18 protein-coding genes and 1 pseudogene are annotated in these 22,830 nt (G+C 67.2%); 9 read left to right on the top strand and 10 right to left on the bottom strand.

Annotated elements, in window-relative coordinates; genetic code table 11:
- Window positions 1-19 precede the first annotated feature (19 nt).
- Window positions 20-1,117, bottom strand: a complete 1,098-nt coding sequence (locus KBZ12_RS10000; protein ID WP_254957796.1) for an FAD-binding oxidoreductase — start codon at window positions 1,115-1,117, stop codon at window positions 20-22.
- Between the two features lie 166 nt (window positions 1,118-1,283).
- A pseudogene (gene psbQ / locus KBZ12_RS09995) lies at window positions 1,284-1,739 on the bottom strand (photosystem II protein PsbQ); the annotation flags it as partial.
- A gap of 126 nt (window positions 1,740-1,865) precedes the next feature.
- Here psbQ and purU point away from each other — a divergent pair.
- Both purU and KBZ12_RS09985 read left to right on the top strand, forming a co-directional pair.
- Entirely contained in the window at window positions 1,866-2,720 is an 855-nt protein-coding gene (gene purU / locus KBZ12_RS09990; RefSeq protein WP_254957795.1) for a formyltetrahydrofolate deformylase, read from the top strand.
- A 49-nt stretch (window positions 2,721-2,769) separates the two neighbouring features.
- Window positions 2,770-4,050 carry an O-antigen ligase gene (locus tag KBZ12_RS09985; RefSeq protein WP_254957794.1) on the top strand — a complete coding sequence of 427 codons (1,281 nt, stop codon included), beginning with the start codon at window positions 2,770-2,772 and terminating at the stop codon, window positions 4,048-4,050.
- On the opposite strand, the gene KBZ12_RS09980 is transcribed toward KBZ12_RS09985, so the two are convergent.
- Window positions 3,977-5,590: a radical SAM protein gene (locus tag KBZ12_RS09980; protein ID WP_254957793.1), complete on the bottom strand. Its 1,614-nt coding sequence runs from the start codon at window positions 5,588-5,590 to the stop codon at window positions 3,977-3,979. The genes KBZ12_RS09985 and KBZ12_RS09980 overlap by 74 nt on opposite strands.
- A gap of 147 nt (window positions 5,591-5,737) precedes the next feature.
- Here KBZ12_RS09980 and KBZ12_RS09975 point away from each other — a divergent pair, with 147 nt between their 5' ends.
- From KBZ12_RS09975 to KBZ12_RS09955, 5 genes are all read left to right on the top strand, one after another.
- On the top strand, window positions 5,738-6,829 hold the full coding sequence (locus KBZ12_RS09975; protein WP_254957792.1) for a calcium/sodium antiporter: 1,092 nt from the start codon (window positions 5,738-5,740) through the stop codon (window positions 6,827-6,829).
- 69 nt (window positions 6,830-6,898) lie between these two features.
- The gene (locus KBZ12_RS09970) at window positions 6,899-7,318 is read left to right on the top strand and encodes a nucleotidyltransferase family protein (RefSeq protein WP_254957791.1); all 420 of its coding nucleotides are present in this window, start codon (window positions 6,899-6,901) and stop codon (window positions 7,316-7,318) included.
- Entirely contained in the window at window positions 7,305-7,676 is a 372-nt protein-coding gene (locus KBZ12_RS18415) for a HEPN domain-containing protein (protein ID WP_261359962.1), read from the top strand. Before KBZ12_RS09970 ends, KBZ12_RS18415 begins: the two co-directional genes overlap by 14 nt.
- A gap of 979 nt (window positions 7,677-8,655) precedes the next feature.
- On the top strand, window positions 8,656-10,068 hold the full coding sequence (locus KBZ12_RS09960; RefSeq protein ID WP_254957790.1) for an ATP-binding protein: 1,413 nt from the start codon (window positions 8,656-8,658) through the stop codon (window positions 10,066-10,068).
- A 243-nt stretch (window positions 10,069-10,311) separates the two neighbouring features.
- On the top strand, window positions 10,312-11,037 hold the full coding sequence (locus tag KBZ12_RS09955) for a hypothetical protein (RefSeq protein ID WP_254957789.1): 726 nt from the start codon (window positions 10,312-10,314) through the stop codon (window positions 11,035-11,037).
- A gap of 60 nt (window positions 11,038-11,097) precedes the next feature.
- Here KBZ12_RS09955 and acnB read toward each other — a convergent pair whose 3' ends face one another.
- Window positions 11,098-13,719: a bifunctional aconitate hydratase 2/2-methylisocitrate dehydratase gene (gene acnB / locus KBZ12_RS09950; protein WP_254957788.1), complete on the bottom strand. Its 2,622-nt coding sequence runs from the start codon at window positions 13,717-13,719 to the stop codon at window positions 11,098-11,100.
- 192 nt (window positions 13,720-13,911) lie between these two features.
- Between acnB and KBZ12_RS09945 the strand changes: the two genes are divergently transcribed.
- Window positions 13,912-14,985 (top strand): 3-deoxy-7-phosphoheptulonate synthase, encoded by a 1,074-nt coding sequence (locus KBZ12_RS09945; protein WP_254957787.1) that lies wholly within the window; start codon window positions 13,912-13,914, stop codon window positions 14,983-14,985.
- Between the two features lie 125 nt (window positions 14,986-15,110).
- Window positions 15,111-15,464, top strand: a complete 354-nt coding sequence (locus KBZ12_RS09940; protein ID WP_254957786.1) for a hypothetical protein — start codon at window positions 15,111-15,113, stop codon at window positions 15,462-15,464.
- Between the two features lie 40 nt (window positions 15,465-15,504).
- On the opposite strand, the gene KBZ12_RS09935 is transcribed toward KBZ12_RS09940, so the two are convergent.
- The 6 genes from KBZ12_RS09935 to KBZ12_RS09910 form a co-directional block, all read right to left on the bottom strand.
- Window positions 15,505-16,968, bottom strand: a complete 1,464-nt coding sequence (locus KBZ12_RS09935) for a mechanosensitive ion channel family protein (RefSeq protein ID WP_254957784.1) — start codon at window positions 16,966-16,968, stop codon at window positions 15,505-15,507.
- Window positions 16,968-17,645: a diacylglycerol/polyprenol kinase family protein gene (locus tag KBZ12_RS09930; protein ID WP_254957783.1), complete on the bottom strand. Its 678-nt coding sequence runs from the start codon at window positions 17,643-17,645 to the stop codon at window positions 16,968-16,970. Before KBZ12_RS09930 ends, KBZ12_RS09935 begins: the two co-directional genes overlap by 1 nt.
- 20 nt (window positions 17,646-17,665) lie before the next feature.
- On the bottom strand, window positions 17,666-18,673 hold the full coding sequence (locus KBZ12_RS09925) for a sigma-70 family RNA polymerase sigma factor (RefSeq protein ID WP_254957782.1): 1,008 nt from the start codon (window positions 18,671-18,673) through the stop codon (window positions 17,666-17,668).
- A 117-nt stretch (window positions 18,674-18,790) separates the two neighbouring features.
- Window positions 18,791-20,932, bottom strand: a complete 2,142-nt coding sequence (gene ppk1, locus KBZ12_RS09920) for a polyphosphate kinase 1 (protein WP_254957781.1) — start codon at window positions 20,930-20,932, stop codon at window positions 18,791-18,793.
- Window positions 20,933-20,988: 56 nt separating this feature from the next.
- A complete protein-coding gene (locus tag KBZ12_RS09915) occupies window positions 20,989-22,248 on the bottom strand; it encodes an MFS transporter (RefSeq protein WP_254957780.1) in 1,260 nt (419 codons plus the stop codon).
- Between the two features lie 50 nt (window positions 22,249-22,298).
- Complete coding sequence (locus tag KBZ12_RS09910) at window positions 22,299-22,769, bottom strand: glycosyltransferase (protein WP_254957779.1); 471 nt, start codon at window positions 22,767-22,769, stop codon at window positions 22,299-22,301.
- Window positions 22,770-22,830 lie beyond the last annotated feature (61 nt).

Genomic DNA, 22,830 nt, shown 5'->3' with positions numbered 1-22,830 from the left:
TCATGGGTCGTTGCGGCGTTCAGGCGCCGAGGGGGCCGGCCTCGATCCGCTCGGCCACCCAGGCGGCGCTGGCCGGCGCCAGCAGCAGGCCGTTGCGGTAGTGGCCGGCCGCCAGCAGCAGCCCCGCGGCCGGCTGCTCCAGCAGGGGTGCCGGCCGGCCCACCGGTCTCGGCCGCAGGCCCTGCCAGTGGCGCACCACCGTGGCCCCCCGCAACCACTCCGGTGCCGCACCGCCCAGCTGGCGCAGCTGGCTGAGCTGGTCGGGGTCGGCCGTGCCGCCGGGTTCCAGGGTCGCCCCCAGCCACAGTCTCCGGCCGCCCTCCAGGTCCGGGCGGGGCACCAGATTGACGCCGCGCCACACCACCGTCCCCGGCCAGCTGGTGGGCAGGGGGGCCGCCAGTTCCAGCTCCAGGGCCTGGCCCAGCACCGGCTCCAGCGCCCAGCGGTTGCCGTCGCCGCCGGTGACCGCCCCCAGCAGGTCGCCTGCGCCGGTCCCTGCCGCCAGCACCACCCAGGCCGCCTGCTCCGCGCCGCCACCGGCCAGCTCCACCCGCCAGCCACCCCGCTCGGGCTGGAGGGCCACGGCCGCGTCTCCCCGCAGCGCAAGTCCCCGCTGCCGGCCGTCCGCCGCCAGGGCGGCCAGGGCGGCGGCGGGATCGAGCTGGCCATCCCGGCCGCAGTGCAGCCCCTCCAGGCAGGGCTGGGGCAGGGTGGGCTGGAGCGGCTCCAGCCGTTGTCGATCCCACCGTTCCAGGGGCAGGCCCAGGGCCCGTTTGCGCGCTCCCAGCGCCGCCAGTCGTTCCTGCTCGTCGCCATCGGCGGCCAGCAGCAGCACCCCGGCCCGATAGGGGATCGGATGTCCCCGTTGCGCCAGCTCGCGGCGCCACTGGCTCCAGAGCTCCAGGCTGCGCTGTCGCAGCTCCCAGGCCCGGCCCCGGTCGCGATGGAAGCTGTCGGCCATCAGCACGCCGAGGGCGGCCCGGCTGCCGCTGCGCTGCACGCCCCCGGGGTCGCCACCCGGTCGATCCCCGGCCAGGGCCGGATCCAGCAGCAGCACCTGGTGGCCCCGGCACTGGAGCCACCAGGCGCAGGCCAGGCCCACAATCCCAGCCCCCACCACGATGACCGTGCTGGGGGCGGCGCCGGTTGGCGGCCCTTGCGGTGGGCTGGCTTCAGGCGTCGGCGTTGCTCACCGAGACCGGCTGGGGAGCAGGGGTGGTCGGCGAGGGGGCCGGGGGCACGGCGTTGGACAGTTTGTCTTCGGCGGCGAAGGCTTTCGCCATGGCAACGGCCTCGGCCGGGATCACCTCGGCGTAGGCGCTGAAGCCGGTGGCCACCTTGATGTAGTCCTTGCGGAGGTTCTCGCCGTCCTGGAGCCGGGCGGCCTCATCCAGCTTGGCGAGAGAGGTCTTCAGTTTGGTGGCCCGCTTGCCGGCCTCGGCCCGGTCGGCCGGCAGCAGGCGCTGGCTGATGTAGAGCATCTGGCGACCCAGATCCTGCATCGGACCGTGGATCAGGTTGCGGGTGAAGACCCAGTTGCGGTCGTTGACCAGATCGGCCAGTTCGGGCAGGCGCTCCTTCGAGGCCAGGAACCCTTCGGCCTGACGGGCGATCAGGGTCATGTCGGCGGGGCTGATCGTCGGGGGCTTGCGGGTCTGGTCGCCCGAGCAGGCCACCAGCGACACGCTGAGCAGCAGGGCCACGGCGAGCAGGGCGAGGCGGCGCAGGCCAGCCATCAGGGCGATGGGGGCGGGGATCGACGCGACGGCCATGGGACGGTGCTGTGACGTGGCTGGTGCCGTGACTTTACCGGCCCGCCTGCGCCACCATGACGGTTCCGACCTCGCTCCGTTCCGGAATCATCGATGCGGTCCCCCACGGCGATCCTGCAGCTGATCTGTCCCGATCGGCCAGGGCTGGTGAGCGAACTCTCGGGCTGGGTGGCCGCCAACGGCGGCAACATCCTCCACGCCGATCACCACACCGATGCGGGGGCGGGGCTGTTCCTGAGCCGGATCGAATGGGCCCTGGAGGGCTTTGGCCTGCCCCGCGAGGCGATCGTGCCGGCGGTGGCGGCCCTGGCGGGGCGCCTCGGCGGTGAGGGCCAGGTGCATGTCTCCGATGCCCTGCCCCGGGTGGCGATCTTTGCCAGCCGTCAGGACCACTGCCTGGTGGACCTTCTCTGGCGCACCCGCTCCGGGGAACTGCCGATGCTGGTGCCCCTGGTGGTCTCCAACCACCCGGATCTGGCGGCGCTCGCGGCTGATTTCGGTGCCCGTTTCGTGCACCTGCCGATCACGGCGGCCTCCCGCTCGGAGGTGGAGCAGGCCCAGCTGGCCCTGCTTGAGGAGGAAGGGATCGAGCTGGTGGTGCTGGCCAAGTACATGCAGGTGCTCAGCCCGGCGTTCCTGGCCCGCTTCTCCCAGGTGATCAACATCCACCACTCCTTCCTGCCCGCCTTCCAGGGGGCCCAGCCGTACCACCGCGCCTGGGAGCGCGGCGTCAAGCTGATCGGCGCCACGGCCCACTTCGTCACCGAGGAGTTGGACGGGGGCCCGATCATCGAGCAGGCCACCATGCACGTGGGCCACCGGGACGAGGTGGAGGACCTGATCCGCAAGGGCCGCGACACCGAACGGCTGGCCCTGGCCCGGGCGGTGCGCCTGTTTCTGCGGCGACAGGTGATGGTCTACCGCGGCCGAACCGCTGTGTTTGATTGAGCCTTCCCCCGGGACCCGCCGTCGGTCCCCCGTTGCCGCCGCCGCCCCGGTGATCCGTTTTTCCGCCCTCGACGACCGCCTGCTGGCCCATCGGCCGGCCACCGCCACACCGTTGGGCTGGCGCTGTTTCCAGCTGGGGATGTTCCTGCTGGCCAGCAGTGCCTTTCTGGGTGGCCTGGCCCTGCTGCTGGCCCTGATCCTGGGCAGCCGCGGCCGCCGCCCGGTCCTGGACGACCGGGTCAATGCTGTGCTTCTGGTGGCGGCGCTGCTGATGGTGCTGGGCTGCTTCCGGGCCGCGAGCAATGGGCTGGCCTGGCTGGGGATGGGCAACTGGCTGCCCTTCTTCTGGGGCTTCTGGGGCTTCCAGGTGTATCTCGGTACCCCCGCCGCCCGCCGCCGGGTGGCCCTGGCCCTGGTCGCTGGCACGGTGCCGGTGATCCTCACCGGCCTGGGCCAGCTCTGGTGGGGCTGGAGCGGACCGTTCCAGGCGCTGGGGGGCCTGATCATCTGGCACATCAAGGCCGGCGGCAATCCGCCGCAGCGGCTGGCGGGCCTGTTCGATTACGCCAACATCGCCGGGGCCTGGATGGTCCTGGCCTGGCCCTTCACCCTGGCGGCCCTGCTCGAAGCCCGCCGGGGCTGGCGGCGCCGGGGTGTGGTGCTGGTGATCGCCGCCAGCTTGGTGGCGGCGGTGTTCCTCACTGATTCCCGCAATGCCTGGGGGGCCCTGCTGCTGGCGGTGCCCCTGGTGGCGGGGCCGCTCAGCTGGGTGTGGCTGCTGCCGGTGCTGCTGGTGGTGCTGGCGGTGATCGGCCTGGCCACCCTGCCCTGGGTGCCGGCCACCCCGCAGGAGCTGGCCCGCCAGTTGGTGCCCGAGGCGATCTGGGGCCGGCTGATCGACCTGGACTCCGGCGGCCAGCGTCCGCTGGCGATCACCCGCCTGGCCCAGTGGCAGGTGGCCGTGGGGCTGATCGCCGAACGGCCCTGGCTGGGCTGGGGGGCGGCCGCCTTCAGCATCATCTACCCGATGCGCACCGGCTTCTGGCACGGCCATCCCCACAACCTGCCGATCGATCTGGCCTTGAGCCACGGGGTGCCGGTCGCGGTGCTTGTGGTGGGGCTGGTGCTGTGGTTGCTGGGCCGGGCCGGCTGGCTGGGCATGGCCGGCGGCAGCCTGTTCGATCGGGCCTGGTGGGCGGCGACCCTGGTGCTGGTGGCCCTGCACGCCACCGACATCCCCCTCTACGACAGCCGGGTCAATGTGGCGGGCTGGGTGCTGCTGGCGGGTCTGCGCTGCTATCGCCAGCCAGCGCCTCCTGCCGGTGCCTGAGCAGGGTGGCCGGCGGTAGGGGCCCCTCCAGATGGGTCCAGGGCAGCACCCTCTCCTCAGCCCAGGTGGCGTGGACCACCTCCTCCCAGGGGGGCGGCAGCGGCAGAGGGAACGGCAGATCCGCGGGGGCGGCCACCTCCCCGGCCCGGGCCGCCCGGTAGGCCGTCTTCCAGCCGCCCTGGCTGTCGTGCTGGCCCCGCGCCGCGGCGATCACCGGCGCCAGGCGGCGGTCGCTGCGGGAGAGCAGGGCCTGGATGACGCTCCAGCCATAGCTCTCCGGTCGCAGCTCGATGCCCTTCGGCTGCAGGCGCCGCGCCAGCCGCTGCAGACGCTTCTGGGCCTCCGGGCGCACCCCCTGCCACTGGAAGGGGGTGTGGGCCTTGGGCACGAAGCTGCTCACCCCGAGGCTGAGCCGCAGCCCCGGGGTGGCCTTCTTCAGGGCCAGCAGCAGGTCGGCGGTGGCTTCGATGTCGGCGTCCTCCTCGCTGGGCAGCCCGGCCATGCCATAGAGCTTCAGGCCGCTGAGGCCCCCCTCCCTGGCGTAGCGGGCGGCGGCGAAGATCTCCTCGCCGCTCAGTTTCTTGTTGACCACCCGGCGCATGCGTTCGCTGCCGCTTTCGATGGCGATCGTGAGTGACTTGCTGCCCCGCCGGGCGAGGATCCGCCCCAGCTGGGGGGTCACGGTGGCGGCACGCACCGAGCTGACGCTGACCCGGGTGCCCTCGAAACGGTCCTGATCGAGCCAGGTGAGCAGGTCGCCGAACTGGGGGTGCTGGGTCACCGAAGCCCCCAGCAGGCCGAGCCGCTGGGTCACCGCCAGCCCCGTTTCCACCGCCGGGATCAGGCCGTCGTCGAGGGAGGCGGTGCGAAAGGGCAAGGTGAGATAGCTGGCCAGACAGAAGCGGCAGAGCTCCGGGCAGCTGCGGGCCACCTCCACCATGTGGATCGAGGGCCAGGCCGCCTCCGGCGTGATCACCGTGGAATGGCTCAGGGTGTTGCCGCGCCAGGTCTGCTTGGCGATGGTGGCCGGCAGGTCGGCGGCAGTGGGCTCCACCGCCAGCAGGGCGCCATCGGCGTCGTAGCGGGGGGCGTAGAGCGCCGGCACGTAGACCCCGGGAACCCGGGCCAGTTGCCGCAGGCGTTCGGGGCGGGGCAGGGCGCGGCCGGCCAGGAGCGCGTCGATGAAGGCCGGCAGCAGCAGCTCGCCGTCGCCGAGCAGCACCACGTCGAAGAAGGGGGCCAGGGGTTCGGGGTTGGCGGTGAGCACCGGGCCGCCGCCGAACACGATCGGGTCGTCCTCCCCCCGCTGGTGGCTCCAGAGGGGGATGCCCTGGCGCTCGAGCAGGTCGAGCAGCACCGGTCCGTCCAGCTCCCAGCTGAGCGACAGGCCGAACAGGTCGCAGTGGCGGTGCGGCGGATCCCCCTGATCGGTGAACAGCCGGCGCACGTCCAGGTCGCTGCGACGCGCCAGGCTGGCCCACACCACCTGATACCCCAGGCTGGTGATCCCCACCGAATAGCTGCTCGGGAAGGCCAGCACGGTGCGCAGGGCATCGGCGACAGGCTGGGCCGGCTCAAACAGCAGGGTTTCCTGGTTCAGGGGGGCGGCGGCACTGGGAGTTCCAGCGTGTCACTCCAGCCGACGCGGTGGCGTCTCCCTATGCTCGGGCCCTTTACGACAGCCGTCATGCCCACGCTGCCGAGTTCCGTTGAGATCCTCCTCGGCATCCTGGTGCTGTTCGGCGGTGGGGAACTGTTCGTGGCCGGTTCCGTCGCCCTGTCCCTGCTTCTGGGCATTCCCCAGCTGGTGATCGGCCTGACGGTGGTGTCCCTGGGCACCAGCACCCCGGAACTGTTCGTGAGCGTGCTGTCCACATTCAATGGCGATGCCGACCTGGCCGTCAGCAATGTGGTGGGCAGCAACATCTTCAACATCCTGGTGGTGCTGGGCGCCAGCGCGGCCATCGTTCCCCTGCGCGTCAGGAGCCGTCTGGTGCGGCGGGACGTGCCCCTGCTGCTGGGGATCTCGATGGCCGTCTGGGGCATGGCCTCGGGGGGCCGGCTCACCTGGCAGGCGGGGGTGGCGCTGCTGTTCGCGACGGTGGCCAATCTCGTCTGGGAGATCCGCACCGCCTCGGAGGATTCCGAGGACGACGAGGACAACGAAGCGGAGCGGGCCACCCCGCTGGTGGCCGGCCTGAAGCTGGCCGCCGGCCTGGTCTTGCTGGTGCTCGGCTCCCAGCTGCTGGTGAAGGGGGCCACCACCGCGGCCGTGGCCCTGGGGGTGAGCCAGACGGTGATCGGCCTGACGATCGTGGCGGCCGGCACCTCGATGCCGGAACTGGTCACCTCCGTGGTGGCCGCCTACCGGGGCAAAGCCGACCTGGCCATCGGCAACGTGGTGGGCAGCAACCTGCTCAACCAGATCGTGATCCTGGGGCTCTGCGCCGTGCTCTCCGGCGGCAAGGGTCTGGCGGTGGACCCGGTGATGGTGAGCCGCGACCTGCCGATCATGGTGGCCACCACCCTGGCCTGCCTGCCGATCTTCTGGAGCAACGGGACGATCAGCCGCCTCGAGGGCTGGCTGCTGCTGGGTCTTTACGGGCTCTATCTGGTGGAGCAGGTCCTGGCGGCCACCGCCGGCGGTGAGATCGTCGACAACACCTTCCGGTTCGTGGTGTTGGTGGCGGTGCTGCCCCTGCTGATGGTGTTCCTGGTCTGGCAGGTGCTGCGCTGGAAGCAGCAGCGCAAGCTCCTGGCCGTTCAGGGGGGCGACTAGGAACGGGGAGGCTCGGGCCGTGTGCTCGCGTCGCTGGGCCCTTGCGGTCAGCGGCGGTAGCGTTTGGCCATGGTCTCCGCCTCCGCACAGCCGTTCGTACCGCCCGCGATTCCCTGGCGTGATCCCCAAGCGCTGTCGCCGCTGCCGAAGCTCGGCCCCGGCCTGGATCCGGAGGACTGTACCCAGGCCCTTGCACGCCTCTGTGCCGACGCCGAGGTGATCGCGGTGCTGGCGTTCGGCTCGCGGGCCCGGGGCGAGGCGCGCCCCGATTCCGACCTTGACCTGGCGGTGATCGTGGGTCGCGCCCAGCTCACCCCCGCCGAGAAGGCTGCCTGCTGGCAGCGCTTTCGAGAGGCCCTCGGGCCCCTCGGTGTGCGGGTCGACCTGGTGGTGGCCGGGGCCGCCGACGCCGAACGGTTGAGTGGCTCGCGCTGGCATGTGTTCGGCGATGTGGCCCGCGAGGGGAAGGTGCTCTATGTCGCCGGCTGAGGACGCGGTCCTGCTGCTGGCGATCGTGCGCCGCCATCTGCGCACCTTGCGCATCGGGCTCGATCCTGAGTATCCGGAGGAGGACTGGGGCTTCACCGCCCAGCAGGTGGTGGACGAGCTGCTCAAGGCCTGGATCGTGCTGAGCGATCGCCGGCCTCCAAGGGTGCACGAACTGAGCGACCTGGCCTCTGTGGCGGGACAGGTTCTGGAGCCGCGCCTGGCGGCGCTGCAGGAGTTCGCTGTGGAGGCCCGCTACGAGGCAGGTCCCTTCCCGCTGCCGGCCGAGCGATCGGAGCTGTTGGCTCTGCTGGAGGCCGAACTGGAACGCTGCGAGCGGGCTGTGGGGGGGATCGGCTGATCGGCCAGCCCGCGGGTACCCGGGTTCAGCGCTTCAAGGGTGACGCTGAAAGGAGCTTCGTGACCAGGCTTTTCCGTCCAAACCGGCCCCAATCCGGCGAGATTGGGTTCAACCACTCCCTGGATGGAGCGCTGACGGGTCGCGAGGTTGGGCTACGGCAGCAAAATGTTCCTCCTGGTCTGCCTAAGTCGAAGGGGTTATGTGGCGATGAAAGTGAACCCAGGCCTTGTCAAGGGTTTTGCGGCGTTGGCCTCAGGGCAACTCGAACTTATGCTTCCGACGGAGGAAGATTCGGGGCTTAGATGGTTCCGCCTAAGAAGCGTTCGAAGGATCGGAAAACCAAGCCAAGGCCATGCGAAGATTCGCCAGAAACTCTTTCAAGTGTTGATTGACATATCTTGAATTTCTCTGATTGATTACCCAAATCGGCGAAGGTATTTGGACGATATGTAGATATTCGGGCTATGTTGTCGGCACGCTGACACTATGCTCGTGAGTATAAGCCCTAGATCTCGCTTATCCTAGCGTTCTCAAGTCCGGCATAGAAGTAGTGGCCAAGGTTAATTTGCCGTAGCGTTACATCTATGGCTTCTGCGTTTCCTGCCTTTCAGGGCCGGCCATCATCTCGCCCCGTAGGGCAGTTTGTAGCAACTGCTACATGTAGATATCGGGTCCGATAACCACTGTTCACGACGAACACATCTGCCATGAACTGACTGCGGTGGCTAGAGTTAGCTTGGCAACACGGAGGTGGTTATCGGACAAAAGCAGGAGCGCCGCCGTGGTTCTCGGAAACCATCCAATTAGCGTTGTACGGGCCCAAGGCAGCTGCAAACCATCAGCGAAGCCACTTAGCGTCAATGCTCGAACCCATAGCCCTTCGCTTGCGCGCTGGAAGTTCGTGGCCTAAAATAGTCATCTGATCGGCCGCGAGCAATCGCACAATTCATCAAGCAATTCTCAACCAACTTGCGATCCAATGCGCGTACGAGAGATATCCGAGCAAGAAGTCTATGCAATCTGCACTCGGGAAGAATCTCATTTCTTTGACAGGAAGGCATGCGGGATTCGGGGCGCAAAGGTGCAAAAGATATCTGTTGCGCTTGCAAATGCGGATGGAGGGGAGTTTGTAATTGGAGTTTCGGATGACAAGGAGGAGCCTGACCCCATCAAAAGATGGAATGGGTATGGATCCATAGAAGAAATAAATAGCGCACTACAAGCAATATTTGAAATCAAGCCATCCCTTGAACTAAGATACGAGATCCTGGTTGCATGCGGCTTTCCTGGTCATGTTCTGGCTGTAAGCATTGAGAAGTCCGGCAATGTTCATAGCACTGCAGACAATACAGTCTACCAAAGATATGGAGCACAGTCTCTGCCCATAAAGGATCCCCAAAAGATTGCTGAGCTTGCATTTGCTAAAGGAGCCTCGTCCTATGAAGATGTCATTCTCAAAGAGATTCCAGCCGAATTAATCGTCGACTCCTCGGAGCTGGAAAGCTTTCTTGTCGAGTATGCGCCCAAGATCGATCCTCTTGAATTCTGTATTAACCAAAATCTTCTTGACTTTAAGAGCTGGCTACCCCGTGTTGCGAGCACTCTTCTCTTCCATCCAGCCCCAAGTGGTTCAGTCCCTCGGAAGTGCGGGATCAAAATCACTCGATATGAGACAAAAGAAGATGACCCAGAGAGAGATCACTTGGCGGAACAGATCACCGTCGAAGGGCCATTGTATCAACAAATTCATCAGGCAACAGCGGGAGTAGTTAAGCTAATGGAATCAGTGCAGATATGGACCCCAGATGGTCTAAAGAGTGCCAAATATCCCCCTGAGTCGATATGGGAAGTGTTGGTCAACGCAGTCATCCATAGGGATTATTCTATATCTGATGATATACAAGTTTTCATATTCGACAATCGTATCGAGATTCTGAGTCCCGGACGCCTGCCGGGCTATGTGACAGTTGACAATATCCTGGACGCAAGATTCTCCCGAAATCCCAAGATCGTGCGGACATTAAATCGCTACAAAGATGCGCCAAATAAGGACTTGGGCGAAGGGTTGAATACTGCGTTTCAAAAAATGAAAGAGTGGGGGCTTAAAGAGCCAATTATTTCTGAAGATGGAAATTATGTAAAGGTTATTCTTCCCCACACACCATTGGCAAAGCCAACTGAAGCTATTTTGAGCTTTCTGGCAAGCCACGACCGGATTACCAATAAGCAGGCTCGTGAGATAACTGGGATCAAGTCTGAGAATCTTGTCAAGATTGAGTTTTACAAGCTTCGGGACGCAGGGATCCTGGAACGGATACCTGGCTTGGCCGCAGCAAAGTCGGCGTGGCAACTTACCAGTAAGGGTAGACAAGAAGTTGAGAAGTACAAGTAATCAGTTTGGCACCGAGCCGTACAACAACCAGATTCAGAAGACGGTAGCTGATGCTGATTTCTATGCTGAGATCCTTGCCCGCTTCTGATCTGGAGCGTTAGCTCAAGCGTTCACTTCACATTTCTCAACCGACCGGAACGGCCCACCCAGCCATTGCGTAGGCGGTAAGAAATGTCCCCGGGAGCAAGCCAGGTAGGGTTTTCCTTGGCCCTGAGCGAATTACCGATGCGTGCCCCACTCTCCTTGGCTGTCGCTGGCCTTCTGGCCATAAGCCTCCCGGCTGGAGTCGGACTGGCCCAGACCGCGATCGAGAGTCAAAGGGTCACGTTTCGAGCCGGAGTTGATTCCACCCTGCTGAAGGGCCAGCTCAAGGGCGACCAGACCGTCGATTACAAACTGCGCGCCGGCGCCGGTCAGACCCTGACCGTGGAACTCAAGGGTTCCAACCCGCAGAATTACTTCAACGTGATGGCGGCCGGGACCGACACGGCCCTGTTCATCGGCAGCAGCTCCGGCAATCGCTTCCGGGGCCTCCTGCCCAGCGATGGCGATGTCAGGGTGAGGGTGTATCTGATGCGGCCGGCGGCGCGCCGCAACGAAACGAGCACCTACAGCCTCAAGGTGGGGATCAGCGGTGCTCCCCTCGCCCCCGTGCCCGCGTCCCGCGATGCGTTGATCCCAGGCACGCCGTACCACGCCTCTGCGGAGGTGCCCTGTGGGTCTGGGAGCAGCGGTAAGGGCACCAGCTGCAAGGCGTCCGTGATCCGCCGGGCCAACAACAGCGCCACGGTGGTGGTGATGAACCCCGAGGGCCAGAAGCGTCAGTTCCTGTTCGTGAAGGGCAAGGCTGTTGCTTCCGATCAGCCCGAGAAGCTCTCCGTGCAGCAGCGCGGCGATGTGTCGGTGCTGCTGCTTGGGGAGAACTTTGAGCGCTATGAGATCGTCGACGCCCTGGTGGTGGGGGGCTGAGGCCTCAGTTCATGGTGGGGGATCGAGCCGTGAATCGCGGTTCTACATCCTTTTCGCCCCCTACACCTCCGCCAGCACCTTCTCCTCCTCCGCCACGCTCACCACCCGCCCGGCATCCTCGAAGCCATCGATCTGGTCGAAGTTGAGGTAGCGGTAGAGCTGGTCGGAGAGGGGATCGATCTTGGCCGCCGCGATCTCCAGGTACTCGGCCGGGCTGGGGATGCGGCCCAGCAGGGCACACACCGCCGCCAGTTCGGCGCTGCCCAGGTACACCTGGGCGCCGTTGCCGAGGCGGTTGTTGAAGTTGCGGGTGCTGGTGGAGAACACGGTGGTGTTGTCCTCCACCCGGGCCTGGTTGCCCATGCACAGGGAGCAGCCGGGCAGCTCCATGCGGGCGCCGGCGGTCTCGAACTTGGCGGTGTAGCCCTCGGCCCGCAGCACCTCGTCGTCCATGCGGGTGGGGGGACACACCCACAGCCGGGTGGCGCTGGTGCCGGCCCCGTCCATCACCGTGGCGGCGGCGCGGTAGTGGCCGATGTTGGTCATGCAGGAGCCGATGAACACCTCGTCGATTCGGTCGCCCGCCACCTCGCTGAGCAGCTTTACGTTGTCCGGGTCGTTGGGGCAGGCCAGGATCGGTTCGCTCAGTTCGTCCAGGTTGATGTCGATCACCGCCGCGTACGCGGCGTCGGCATCGGCCTCCATCAGCACCGGATCGGCCAGCCAGGCCTCCATCGCCTTGATCCGGCGCGCCATGGTGCGGGCATCGCTGTAGCCCCGGGCGATCATGTTCTTGAGCAGCGCCACGTTGCTGCGCAGGTATTCGCTCACCGTCTCGACGCTCAGCTTGATCGTGCTGCCGGCGCAGGAGCGCTCGGCGGTCGCGTCCGTCAACTCAAACGCCTGCTCCAGCTTCAGGTCGGGGAGCCCTTCGATCTCCATGATCCGGCCGCTGAAGATGTTCTTCTTGCCGGCCTTCTCCACCGTCAGCAGGCCCTGCTGGATGGCCACATAGGGGATGGCGTTGACCACGTCCCGCAGGGTGACGCCGGGCTGCAGCGAACCGGAGAAGCGCACCAGCACCGACTCCGGCATGTCGAGGGGCATGGCGCCGATGGCGGCCGCGAAGGCCACCAGACCGGAGCCGGCCGGGAACGAGATGCCGAGCGGGAAGCGGGTGTGGCTGTCGCCGCCGGTGCCCACCGTGTCCGGCAGGAGCATGCGGTTGAGCCAGCTGTGGATGATGCCGTCGCCCGGGCGCAGGGCGACGCCGCCCCGGGAGCTGATGAAGTCGGGCAGTTCGGCGTGGGTCCTGAGGTCGACCGGCTTGGGGTAGGCGGCGGTGTGGCAGAAGCTCTGCATCACCAGGTCGGCGGAGAAGCCCAGACAGGCCAGCTCCTTCATCTCGTCGCGGGTCATCGGCCCGGTGGTGTCCTGGCTGCCGACGCTGGTCATCAGCGGTTCGCAGCTCGTGCCGGGGCGCACGCCCGCCAGGCCGCAGGCCTTGCCCACCATCTTCTGGGCCAGGGTGAAGCCCTTGCCCGTGTCGACCGGGGCCACCGGGCGGATGAAGGCCTCGGAGGCGGGCAGGCCCAGCTGCAGCCGCACCTTGTCGGTGAGCGAGCGGCCGATCAGCAGGGGGATGCGGCCGCCGGCCCGCACCTCGTCGGCGATGGTGCTGGGCTTGAGCTCGAAGCGGGCCAGCACCTCCCCGGCGCCCGGCTCGCCGGCGGCCCGCTCGATCGTGCCGGCGTGGGGCCGGATCGTGATCACGTCGCCGCTGTTGAGGGCGCTCACGTCGCACTCGATCGGCAGGGCGCCGGAGTCCTCGGCGGTGTTGAAGAAGATCGGCGCGATCTTGCTGCCCAGCACCACCCCGCCGCTGCGCTTGTTGGGCACGTGGGGGATGTCGGTGCCGATGTGCCAGAGCACCGAATTGATGGCGGATTTGCGCGAGCTGCCCGTGCCCACCACATCGCCCACGTAGGCCAGCGGGTGGCCCTTGGCCTTCAGTTCGGCGATCAGGCCGAGCCCTTCGGGCATCCGCGTCTCCAGCATCGCCATCGCGTGCAGGGGGATGTCGGGGCGGGTGGTGGCGTGGGTGGCCGGCGACAGGTCGTCGGTGTTGGTTTCCCCAGTCACCTTGAACACGGTGACGGTGATCGCCTCCGGCAGGGGCGGCCGGGCGTGGAACCACTCGGCCGCTGCCCAGCTGTCCACCACCTGGCGGGCCAGGGGGTTGGTCTCGGCCAGCTCCAGCACGTCGTGGAAGGCGTCGTACACCAGCAGGGTGCGGCTCAGCCCCCGGGCGGCCTCGGTGGCGATGGCGGGCTCCGGGCTGGAGAGCAGCGCGATCAGGGCGCCAACGTTGTAGCCACCGATCATGGTGGCCAGCAGCCGGGTGGCCTCCAGGGGGCTCACCAGGGGGCTGGTGGCGCTGCCCTGGGCGATCGCGCTCAGCCAGGTGGCCTTGACGTAGGCGGCCTCATCGACCCCCGGTGGGATGCGTTCGCTCAGCAGGTGCAGCAGAAACGCCTCCTCGCCGGCGGGTGGCTGCTCCAGCAGCTGGGTGAGGGCCTGGGCCTCGGGTGCCGTGAGCGGCAGGGGCGGCACGCCGAGGGCGTCGCGGGCGGCGGCGGCCTCGCGGTAGGAGGGGAGCAGGTCGGCTGGCGAGAGGGACATGGGGGCGTGGGTCCGGGTCGTACCCCCGGCTGGCATGGGCATGACCCCCATTGTTCTTCCCCGCGGGGCCGCCCTCTGGTGACGACGGCTGCAGAAGTCGGTGCTGCAACGTTGGCGCCAGGGTGGCGAAGGGAGTTTGGAACGCCAGTTCGTAGGCTGGAGGGTCTGACCAATCCCCGCCGGCCGCCGCGCATGATCCCCACCTCCGACCTCCACGTGGTGGAAACCCGGCCGCTGGTGCCGCCGGCGGTGTTGCACGCCGAGCTGCCCCTTTCGGAGCAGGCCGCCCGCACGGTGCAGCAGGCACGCGAGCGCATCAAGGCCATCCTGCACGCCGGCGACCAGCGGGTGTTGGTGATCGTTGGCCCCTGTTCGGTCCATGACGTGGCCGCCGCCCGTGAGTACGCCGGCGCCATCGCCCAGGCCCAGCGCCGGCACCGCAGCGAGCTCGAGATCGTGATGCGGGTCTACTTCGAGAAGCCCCGCACCACCGTCGGCTGGAAGGGAATGATCAATGATCCCCACCTCGACGGCAGCTACGACATCAACACCGGCCTGCGCCGCGCCCGCTCGCTGCTGCTGCACCTGGCGGAGCTGGGCCTGCCGGCGGCCACCGAGGTGCTTGATCCGGTGGTGCCCCAGTACCTCGCTGATCTGATCAGCTGGACCGCCATCGGCGCCCGCACCACCGAAAGCCAGACCCATCGGGAGATGGCCTCGGGCCTGTCGATGCCGATCGGCTTCAAGAACGGCACCGACGGCAGTGCCGCCACCGCCATCAATGCCATGGAGGCGGCCGCCCGGCCGCACCATTTCCTGGGCATCAACAGGGAGGGCCAGGCCGCGATCGTCTCCACCACAGGCAACCCGGATGGCCACCTGGTGCTGCGCGGCGGCAAGAGCGGCACCAACTACCACGCCGAAGCCGTCGAGGCCGCGGCGGCCCTGCTAGCCAAGGACGGTCTGCCGGCCCGGCTGATGGTGGACTGCAGCCACGGCAACTCCAACAAGGACTACCGCCGCCAGGGGGAGGTGTTGCGCCAGGTGGCCGACCAGGTGCGCCAGGGTTCTGTCCATGTGATGGGGGTGATGGTGGAGAGCCATCTGGTGGAAGGAAACCAGAAGATCTCCGCCGATCTTTCCTCCCTCACCTACGGCCAGAGCATCACCGATGCCTGCATCGATCTGGACACCACCCTGGGCCTGCTGGTTGAACTCGCCGAGGCCGTCCAACAGGCCCAGGCCCGAAGCCTTGCGCTGGCCTGAGGGGCGAATCAGCACTCTGATGCTGCGAGTGCTGATTCGATCGTCTGCAACAGACTGTTCTTGATGAACAGCTGACTGGCGCACCCTGGGTACGTTTGGGGCGGAAAGATCAACGAGGTTCGCTGATGTCCTATCTCCTGCAGTTCTGCGGGTTGTCTGATCCCTTGCAGCTGTTTTACCTCGAACAGAATTCCGCTGCCCCCGCCTCCGGCAACGCCGCACCAGGCCCCATCTACGGCGGCTTCCGCCCGTTCCAGCTGGATGATCTGCTGGGCTGGGCCCTCGACACCGCCACGGGCCGCTGCTGGGACGGCGAGGCCATCCAGCGGCTGGTGCTCGAAGTCTGGATGGAGCGGGCCGATGTGATCCGCCAGTGGCAGCTGCGGCTGCGGGAGGAGCCGGCCGGGCGGATGCTGGTGGCGGGGATCGGCACCCAGCGCGACTGGGAGTTCCGCTGCGAGCAGCTGCTGCGGGCCTGAGCTCCAGCTCGGCCGCAGCTGTCCTGGGCCTGCGGCCGGCTCAGTCGACCTGGATGCCGAACAGGTGCCGCATGCGCTCCAGGATCGAGGTCTGGCGCCGGGCCGCATCCGGCGAGGAGAGCTTCTCCAGCTCCGAGCGCCGTTGGCCCACGATCGCCGCCAGGGCCTCCAGCACACCGGCGTCGTCCTCCACCAGGGGCATGAAGTCGTCCCGCTCCACCTCCAGCAGCACGCATTCCCCCCGCGAACGCACCGTGGCCGTGCGGGGTTCGCCTGTACACACGGTCATCTCCCCGAAGATCTGATCCCGGCCCAGCACCGCCACGGATCTCCCCAACGGGGTGCCGTCGGCCTTGAACACCTCCACCTCGCCATCCACCACCTGGAACAGGGCGTCGCCCTCCTCCCCTTCTCCCACGATCGTTTCCCCGGAGCCGAAGCGCAGGCAGCGCACCTCAGGAGCGAGCCGGTTCACCTGCTCGGGATCCAGCTGGGCGAACAGCCAACTGCGCCGCAGCAGTTCCGCCGTCAGCGACGCATCCACACCGGTGGGGTGGGCCGAATCACGATGGGTCTGGTGGCGCTTCAGCGTCCGCACCGGGTAGGGCAGCTCCCAGCCCTGCCGCTCCAGGGCATACCAGATCTGCTCCAGCAGTTTGCTGCGCCACCGCAGCCGCTCGCCCTCCGAGGCCCCCCGTTGGTACCCCTGCAATTCGTAGCGGATGAGGGAGTCCTCGTAGGAGAGGATCAACACTTCCGGCGGTGGTTCGATGAGCACCTGGGGGTTGTCGCTCATCACCCGCAGCAGCAGCTGGCAGGCCCGGGCCGGCGGAATCTCGTAGCCCAGGGCGATCTCGAAGCGGTTGCCCACCGGCTCGTGCTGGCTGATTCGCCGCATTGGTTGATCCGCCACCGTGTTGTTGGGCAGGTTCACGGTGGAGCCATCCTTGCGGCGCAGGCGGGTGCTCATCAGGTGCAACGATTCCACCGTGCCGTTGTCGTCGCCGACGCTGATCCAGTCCCCCTCGCGGAAGGGCGGGTCCAGCTGCAGTTCGATGCCGGCGAAGAGATCCTTGAGTGTTTCCTGGGCCGCCAGGCCGATGACGGCGGTGAGCACGGCCGAGGTGGTCACCAGGCCCACCAGGTTGAGGTTGGCCAGGCGCTGCAGCACCAGCACGGTGGCCAGGGCCGACAGGCCCAGGTTGAGCAGGTCGCGCAGGATCTTGGCCGTGGGCCGCCACCAGCCCAGGGCCGCCGGACACTCCAGGGTCAGCCAGGACAGCAGGGCGATGAGGGCATAGGCGGTGGCGAGCTCGTCCACGGCGCCAAGCCACTGCACCCCGGCCGGTCGGGCGGTCGTGCCGAGGACGCCCCACAGCAAAACCGCCACCAGCGGCAGGCGCAGCGGCGAGTCCGGCAGCTGAAGGCGGCGGGTGCCCAGCCGCAACGCCAGCAGGGCCCCCACCAGGGCCAGACCGATCAGGATCCGCTCGATCGGCCCCATCAGCTCAGCACCCGCCACAGCCCGGCCACCGCCATCGGCACGCTGAAGTTATCGATGCCCAACTGGGCCCATTGCTCCAGCCCGGTGGCGACCAGGGCGATCAGGACGATCTCCGCCGGTGCGGGCGCGGTTCCGCCGCCCAACTGCCCCAGGGCCAGCAGGACAGCAAGGCTGGCCAGGGCCATCGCACCGGTGCCCGCCAGGGAGCGCCGCTCCCCGAACACCGTCCAGGAGGGCGAAGGGATCATGGGCCCCAGCAGACCGGCCAGGCCGTCACCGAACGCCATCACCAGGACACCGGCCGCCACCGTGGCGGGATGGGCGGGCCACCAGAGCCAGAGCAGCAGGGTGATCGAGGCGCCGTAGGCGATCGTGCCGTAACTGCGCCGCTCCACATCCTCGATGGCCGGCAGCACCCGCACCCGGTGATTGAGGGCTGCCAGCAGGGTGATGGCGCCAGCGGCGGGCACCGCGATCAGCTGATCCACCCCGAAGGCCCAGGCGATCAGCACCACCGGCCCGGCACCGATGTGCACCAGCTTGCGGCTCCATTCCCTTTGCTCGGGCCAGCGGTGGCGCAGCAGCAGGGCCGCACCGCTGAGCAGGGCCAGCCAGCCTGCCACCACCAGCACCCCGGTGAGCTGGGCAACCCCGCCCTGTTGCGGTGGAAGGACCATCGCCAGCGGGGAAGGTGGGGTCAGGCGGCCTGGTGGAGATTGCTCATCAGGCGCAGCTTCATGATCGCCTTGGCTTCCAGCTGCCGCACCCGTTCCCGGGAGACATTGATCTGGCGGCCGATCTCCGCGAGGGTGAGCGGCTCGGCGCCTTCCAGTCCGAAGCGCAGCCGCAGGATCTTCTGTTCCCGCTCGTTGAGCTGGGAGAGCCAGGCACCGAGGTGTTCCTTCTGAAGATGGCGATCCATCGAATCGAAGTGCTCGTTGCTGGCCGGGTCGGCAATCAGTTCCCCCAGGGTGCTGCGGTCTTCTTCGCCCCGGGCATGGGCATCGAGGGAAGCGCAGGGGGCGCTCTGGGTCATCAGTTCCTCCAGCTCCTCGGGCCGCATCCCCATGGCGTGGGCCAGCTCGAGCCGGTTGGGCTGGCGCCCGAGCCGGTGGGAGAGCTCGCGGGTGATGCGCCGCATCTTCGAGAGCTTCTCGCTGATGTGAATCGGCAGACGAATCGTGCGGGCGCTGTTGTCGATGGCCCGGGTCATGCCCTGGCGGATCCACCAGTAGGCGTAGGTGGAGAACTTGTAGCCCATGGCGGGGTCGAACTTGTCGACGGCCCGCTCCAGACCGATGGCCCCTTCCTGAACCAGATCCAGCAATTCCAGGCCCTGATTCTGATATTTCTTGGCCACGCTCACGACCAGCCTGAGATTGGCGGCCATCATGCGGTCGCGGGCCCGCTGCCCCATGCGCAACTGCCGCTTCTGCCGCGCCGTGAGTTCCCCGTCGACGAGGGCTTGCAATTTCTTGCCGGCCTGAACGTGGTGGGCCAGTTCGATTTCTTCAGCCGGTGTAAGAAGCGGCACACGGCCGATGGTGCTGAGATACCAACCAATGGAATCGGCGCTGAGCCGCCCCCCCTGGCGGGCTGTTGTCTTGGTACTGACTGAACCGCCGCTGGATTTCGCCCTGCTAGGCGAAGCCCCATCTGCACTGCTTTTCAGCAGCGAGAGGGCGGAATGCAGAGGTGTCCCCATCACCCCAGGCTCCCGAATGAATTTTGCCGGAATTTAGCACCACAGGATGGATGAAACCAGGATCAAGCAGTAGATTGTATGTAGTTTGACTGAAAAATGTTGCTTATGTCGTGATGGCTACGCTTTGGCCCCGGCGCCGAGGCCGCCACGCCAGCGTTCCATGAGCAGCATCTGCGTCAGTTTTGCCTCACCGGAGTGCTGACGCTGGGCAAAGTGTCCATCGCTGTGCATGTGCCAGGCACCCGTATCGGTCAGGTAAAGGTCAAGCAAGGCCTCGATCTGCTTCTGCAGACGCGGATCCTCGATCGGTGCCACCGCCTCGACGCGCCGGTCCAGGTTGCGGGGCATCCAGTCGGCGCTGCCGAAGAACATCTCCGGCTGGCCGCCGTTGGCGAACCAGAACAGCCGGGAATGCTCCAGGAAGCGACCGATCACGCTCACCACGCTGATGCCCTCGCTCACCCCTTCGACCCCTGGGCGCAGGCAGCACATGCCGCGGATGATCAGTTCGATCCGCACACCGGCAGCGGACGCTTCATAGAGAAGGGCGATGATGGCGGGGTCGACCAGGGCATTCATCTTGGCCCGGATGTGTCCTCCGCGACCTTCTCTCGCATGGTCGATTTCCCGGCGGATCAACCCCTCCATCCGTTTGCGCAGGGTGACTGGCGCCACCAGCAGCTTGCGGAAACTCTGTTGCTTGGAGAACCCCGTGAGGTAGTTGAACAGCTCCACCAGGTCCTGGCCGAAATCCTCCCGGGCCGTGAGCAAGCCGATGTCGGTGTAGAGCGAGGAGGTCTTGGAGTTGTAGTTGCCGGTGCCGATGTGCGCGTAACTGCGCAGGGCTCCCTTCTCGCGCCGCACCACCAGCAGCACTTTGGTGTGGGTCTTGAGCCCCAGCACCCCATACACCACGTGCACTCCGGAGCGCTCCAGCTGGCGTGCCCACTGGATGTTGTTGTCTTCGTCGAAGCGGGCCTTGAGCTCCACCAGGGCCATCACCTGCTTGCCGTTCTCGGCGGCCCGGATCAGGGAGGCCACCACCGGTGAGTCCTTCGACGTGCGGTAGAGGGTCATCTTGATCGCCAGCACCGAAGCATCGTCGGCGGCCTGCCTGAGGAACTCCTCCACCGAGGTGGAGAAGAGGTCGAAGGGATGGTGCAGCAGCACATCGCCGCGGCGCAGCACCGAGAAGATGCTCTCGAATTCCTCCTGCTTGATCGACCCATCCTCCAGCTGGCTGCGCTGGGCCCGCACCAGGGCCGGTACGGTGCGGCCCTGGTGGGGGGCGTCCCGCAACTGGCTGAGGGGGATCGCCATCAGGCTCATCAGATCGTCGAGGCCGAGGGGCCCGTTGGTGCGGTAGACGTCCTCCGGCTCCACATCGGTGCCCTCCATCAGCAGGTGCACCACCTCCTCGGGCATCTCGTTGGCCACCTCCAAACGCACCACCTCGCCGCCGACCCGGCGCTTGCGCAGTCCCTCCTGCAGGGCCTCCATCAGGTCGTCGGCCTCCAGGTCCCGCAGTTCCAGATCAGCGTCGCGGGTGATGCGGAAGAAGTAGTGCCCCTCGATGGTCATGCCGGGGAACAGCCAGCACAGGTTGAAGGCCACCAGCTGCTCCAGGGGAACCGCCGTGAATCCCGGCGTGGGCACGATGCCACTCAGCTCCGTGGGGATCGGCACGAAGCGGGGCAGGATCTTCTGGGGCACCTTCACCCGGGCGAACTGCTGCCGGCCGGTGTCGGGGTCGCGGATCAGGGCCGCCACGTTGAGGCTCAGGTTGCTCAGGAACGGGAACGGGTGGGCCGGGTCGACGGCCAGGGGCGTGAGCACCGGAAAGATCGCCTTGCGGAAGTAGTCGTCGGCCCAGGCTTTCTGGGCCTCGTTGAGCCTCAGGTAGTCGAGCAGCTGGACGCCGTATTCGGCGAGGTGGGTCTTGAGGGAATGGCGGTAGTGTTGCTGCTGCATCTCCAGCAGGGGACGAAGCTTGGTGTGGATCGCTTCCAGCTGTTCCTGGGGGGTCAGGCCGTCGTCACTGCGGCTGGTGACCCCTGCCTCCTCCTGGGACTTCAGCGAAGCCACCCGCACCATGAAGAACTCGTCGAGGTTGTTGCTGAAGATGGCGCTGAATTTGGCCTGCTCCAGCAGGGGGGTGTGCTCGTCGAGTGCCAGCGCCAGCACCCGATGGTTGAAATCGATCCAACTCTGCTCGCGATTGATGTAGAGATCGGGCGCGACGACCGGCTGAGACGACATACGGCGGAGCTCCGCGGGCATAGGGGAAACGCAACGTAGCAATGGCGATCCCGCCCTCAGGGTGTCGCCTCTGCTTGACGCTGGGATTCCGAGTGGGATCCAGCCGCCACAAGCCAGACCACGATCGCCATCAGGAGAATCCCCAGCCAGAACGGGCTGCGGCGGCCGATGGTCTCGTAGGCCAACCCCGCCAGGGGCGGCCCCAGGAAGCTGGCCAGGCTCTGCAGACCCTGCAGGCTGCCCAGGGCGGCGCCCTGGCCGCTGTCGGCCAGCCGCCGAGACACCAGGCTGCGCAGGCTTGGGGTCACCAGACCGGTGCCCAGGGCCAGGATCGCCACCGCCGTGAACACCACGGGCACGGCGTTCTGGCGCTCCGCCAGGGGCACCAGCAGGAAGCCCGCCATGACGCAGCCCAGGCCGATCTGGGTGAGACGCCACTCCCCCAGTCGCTGCACCAGCGGACCGATCAGACCGCCCTGCACCACCGTGGCCACCACACCCACCACCAGGAAGGCGCCGGCCGAGAGGCCCGGACCCCAGCCGAACACCTGTTTGAAGTAGAGCACCAGCAGGGCAGTGAAGCCGCTGAACCCCAGGAAAAAGAGGAAGAAGGCGGCGCAGAGGCGCCGCACCCGGGGATTGGCGAACACCCGCTGCAGCTGGCCGAAGGGCTGCAGCTCCCATTGCCTGGGCAGGGGCAGACGAGCCTCGGGCGGATGGGTTTCCGGCAGCAGGGTCACCACCACCACCAGGTTCAGCACGGCGAAACCCACGGCGAGCAGCAGCGGCAGGCTCACGTCGATGCGGCCCAGCAGGCCGCCCAGGGCCGGACCGAGGATGAATCCCAGTCCGAAGGCCACACCGATCAGGCCGAAGGCCCGGGCCCGCCGCTCCGGGGTTGAGATGTCGGCCAGCACGGCCGCCGCCGTGGCGGCGGTGCCGCCGCTCACCCCGTCGATCAGGCGGGCGGCGAAGAGGAGGGCCAGGGGCAGACCGCTGGCGGCGGCCGCCGGCCAGAGGCGGCTCCAGGGCAGGATCACGGTGACGGCGAACATCCCCAGGCCCAGCACCGAACCGGCCACGCAGGCGGTGATCACGGGCTTGCGGCCGTAGCGGTCGCTGAGGGCCCCGATCAGGGGGGTGAAGGCGAACTGGGCGAGGGCGTAGCTGCCGGCCAGCAGGCCCAGGGTGCGGCCGTCGGTGGTGAACCCCGCCAGCAGGAACGGCAGCAGCGGGAAGACGATGCTCTCCCCCAGCCGGTCGTTCAGCAGCGTCAGGAAGGCGCAGAAGAGGGTGGAGGGGCGCGAAAGGCGCACGGCGGCCTGCAGCCGAGGATCCAGGGCACCCTCCCATGCCGGGTGGCGACTCAGGGGTGACGGCTCAGCAACCGCTTGATCCGATGCTTGGCCCGGGCGATGGCAGTGCGCAGGGTCTGACGCAGCGGGATGGACGGCGGCACAGGTTGGACATAGTCCTTGTGAAAGCTGGGATCGATCCGGTGCAGGCTGTCGATCCGGCGGCTGTCGATTGGATAGGGGCCGGATGGGGCGTTGTTGAACTGACGGTCCAGGCCCTCCAGCAGCTGGAGCCACTGCCGGTCACTCCCTTCGGCGCTGTAGTGCTGGGCGACGAGATCCCTGGCCGCCGTTGAGCAACGCCGCCAGAGGTCGGGATCGTCGGCCAGTCGCCGCAGGGCTCGGGCCGCTTCGGCCGGATCCTCCGACACCAGCAGGCCGGTGCGCTCGTGATCCACGAGCTCGGGAATGCCACAGGGAATGACGCTGGCCGTCCCCCCGATCGTTCGGGGAGTCAGTTCGTCGCGGATGTGGCGGGACACACAGACCAGGGAGCACCCATGGCTGGGTCCCCCAAAGGCCCCGACCGTGGCCCAGTAATCC

Origin of the sequence: Cyanobium sp. Cruz CV13-4-11 (assembly GCF_024346055.1) — a bacterium.
In the GTDB taxonomy this organism is placed as follows: domain Bacteria; phylum Cyanobacteriota; class Cyanobacteriia; order PCC-6307; family Cyanobiaceae; genus Cyanobium.
The sequence above is the reverse complement of the archived record's forward strand: the minus strand, read 5'-3'. Positions and strand labels throughout refer to the sequence as shown.

Excerpts from the sequence above, each read along its gene's own strand:
- purU (WP_254957795.1), top strand. The coding sequence starts at position 1,866 with ATGCGGTCCCCCACGGCGATCCTGCAGCTGATCTGTCCCGATCGGCCA.
- KBZ12_RS09975 (WP_254957792.1), top strand. The coding sequence starts at position 5,738 with ATGCCCACGCTGCCGAGTTCCGTTGAGATCCTCCTCGGCATCCTGGTG.
- KBZ12_RS09970 (WP_254957791.1), top strand. The coding sequence starts at position 6,899 with ATGGTCTCCGCCTCCGCACAGCCGTTCGTACCGCCCGCGATTCCCTGG.
- KBZ12_RS18415 (WP_261359962.1), top strand. The coding sequence starts at position 7,305 with ATGTCGCCGGCTGAGGACGCGGTCCTGCTGCTGGCGATCGTGCGCCGC.
- KBZ12_RS09960 (WP_254957790.1), top strand. The coding sequence starts at position 8,656 with ATGCGCGTACGAGAGATATCCGAGCAAGAAGTCTATGCAATCTGCACT.
- acnB (WP_254957788.1), bottom strand. The coding sequence starts at position 13,719 with ATGTCCCTCTCGCCAGCCGACCTGCTCCCCTCCTACCGCGAGGCCGCC.
- KBZ12_RS09945 (WP_254957787.1), top strand. The coding sequence starts at position 13,912 with ATGATCCCCACCTCCGACCTCCACGTGGTGGAAACCCGGCCGCTGGTG.
- KBZ12_RS09940 (WP_254957786.1), top strand. The coding sequence starts at position 15,111 with ATGTCCTATCTCCTGCAGTTCTGCGGGTTGTCTGATCCCTTGCAGCTG.
- KBZ12_RS09935 (WP_254957784.1), bottom strand. The coding sequence starts at position 16,968 with ATGGGGCCGATCGAGCGGATCCTGATCGGTCTGGCCCTGGTGGGGGCC.
- KBZ12_RS09930 (WP_254957783.1), bottom strand. The coding sequence starts at position 17,645 with ATGGTCCTTCCACCGCAACAGGGCGGGGTTGCCCAGCTCACCGGGGTG.
- KBZ12_RS09925 (WP_254957782.1), bottom strand. The coding sequence starts at position 18,673 with ATGGGGACACCTCTGCATTCCGCCCTCTCGCTGCTGAAAAGCAGTGCA.
- ppk1 (WP_254957781.1), bottom strand. The coding sequence starts at position 20,932 with ATGTCGTCTCAGCCGGTCGTCGCGCCCGATCTCTACATCAATCGCGAG.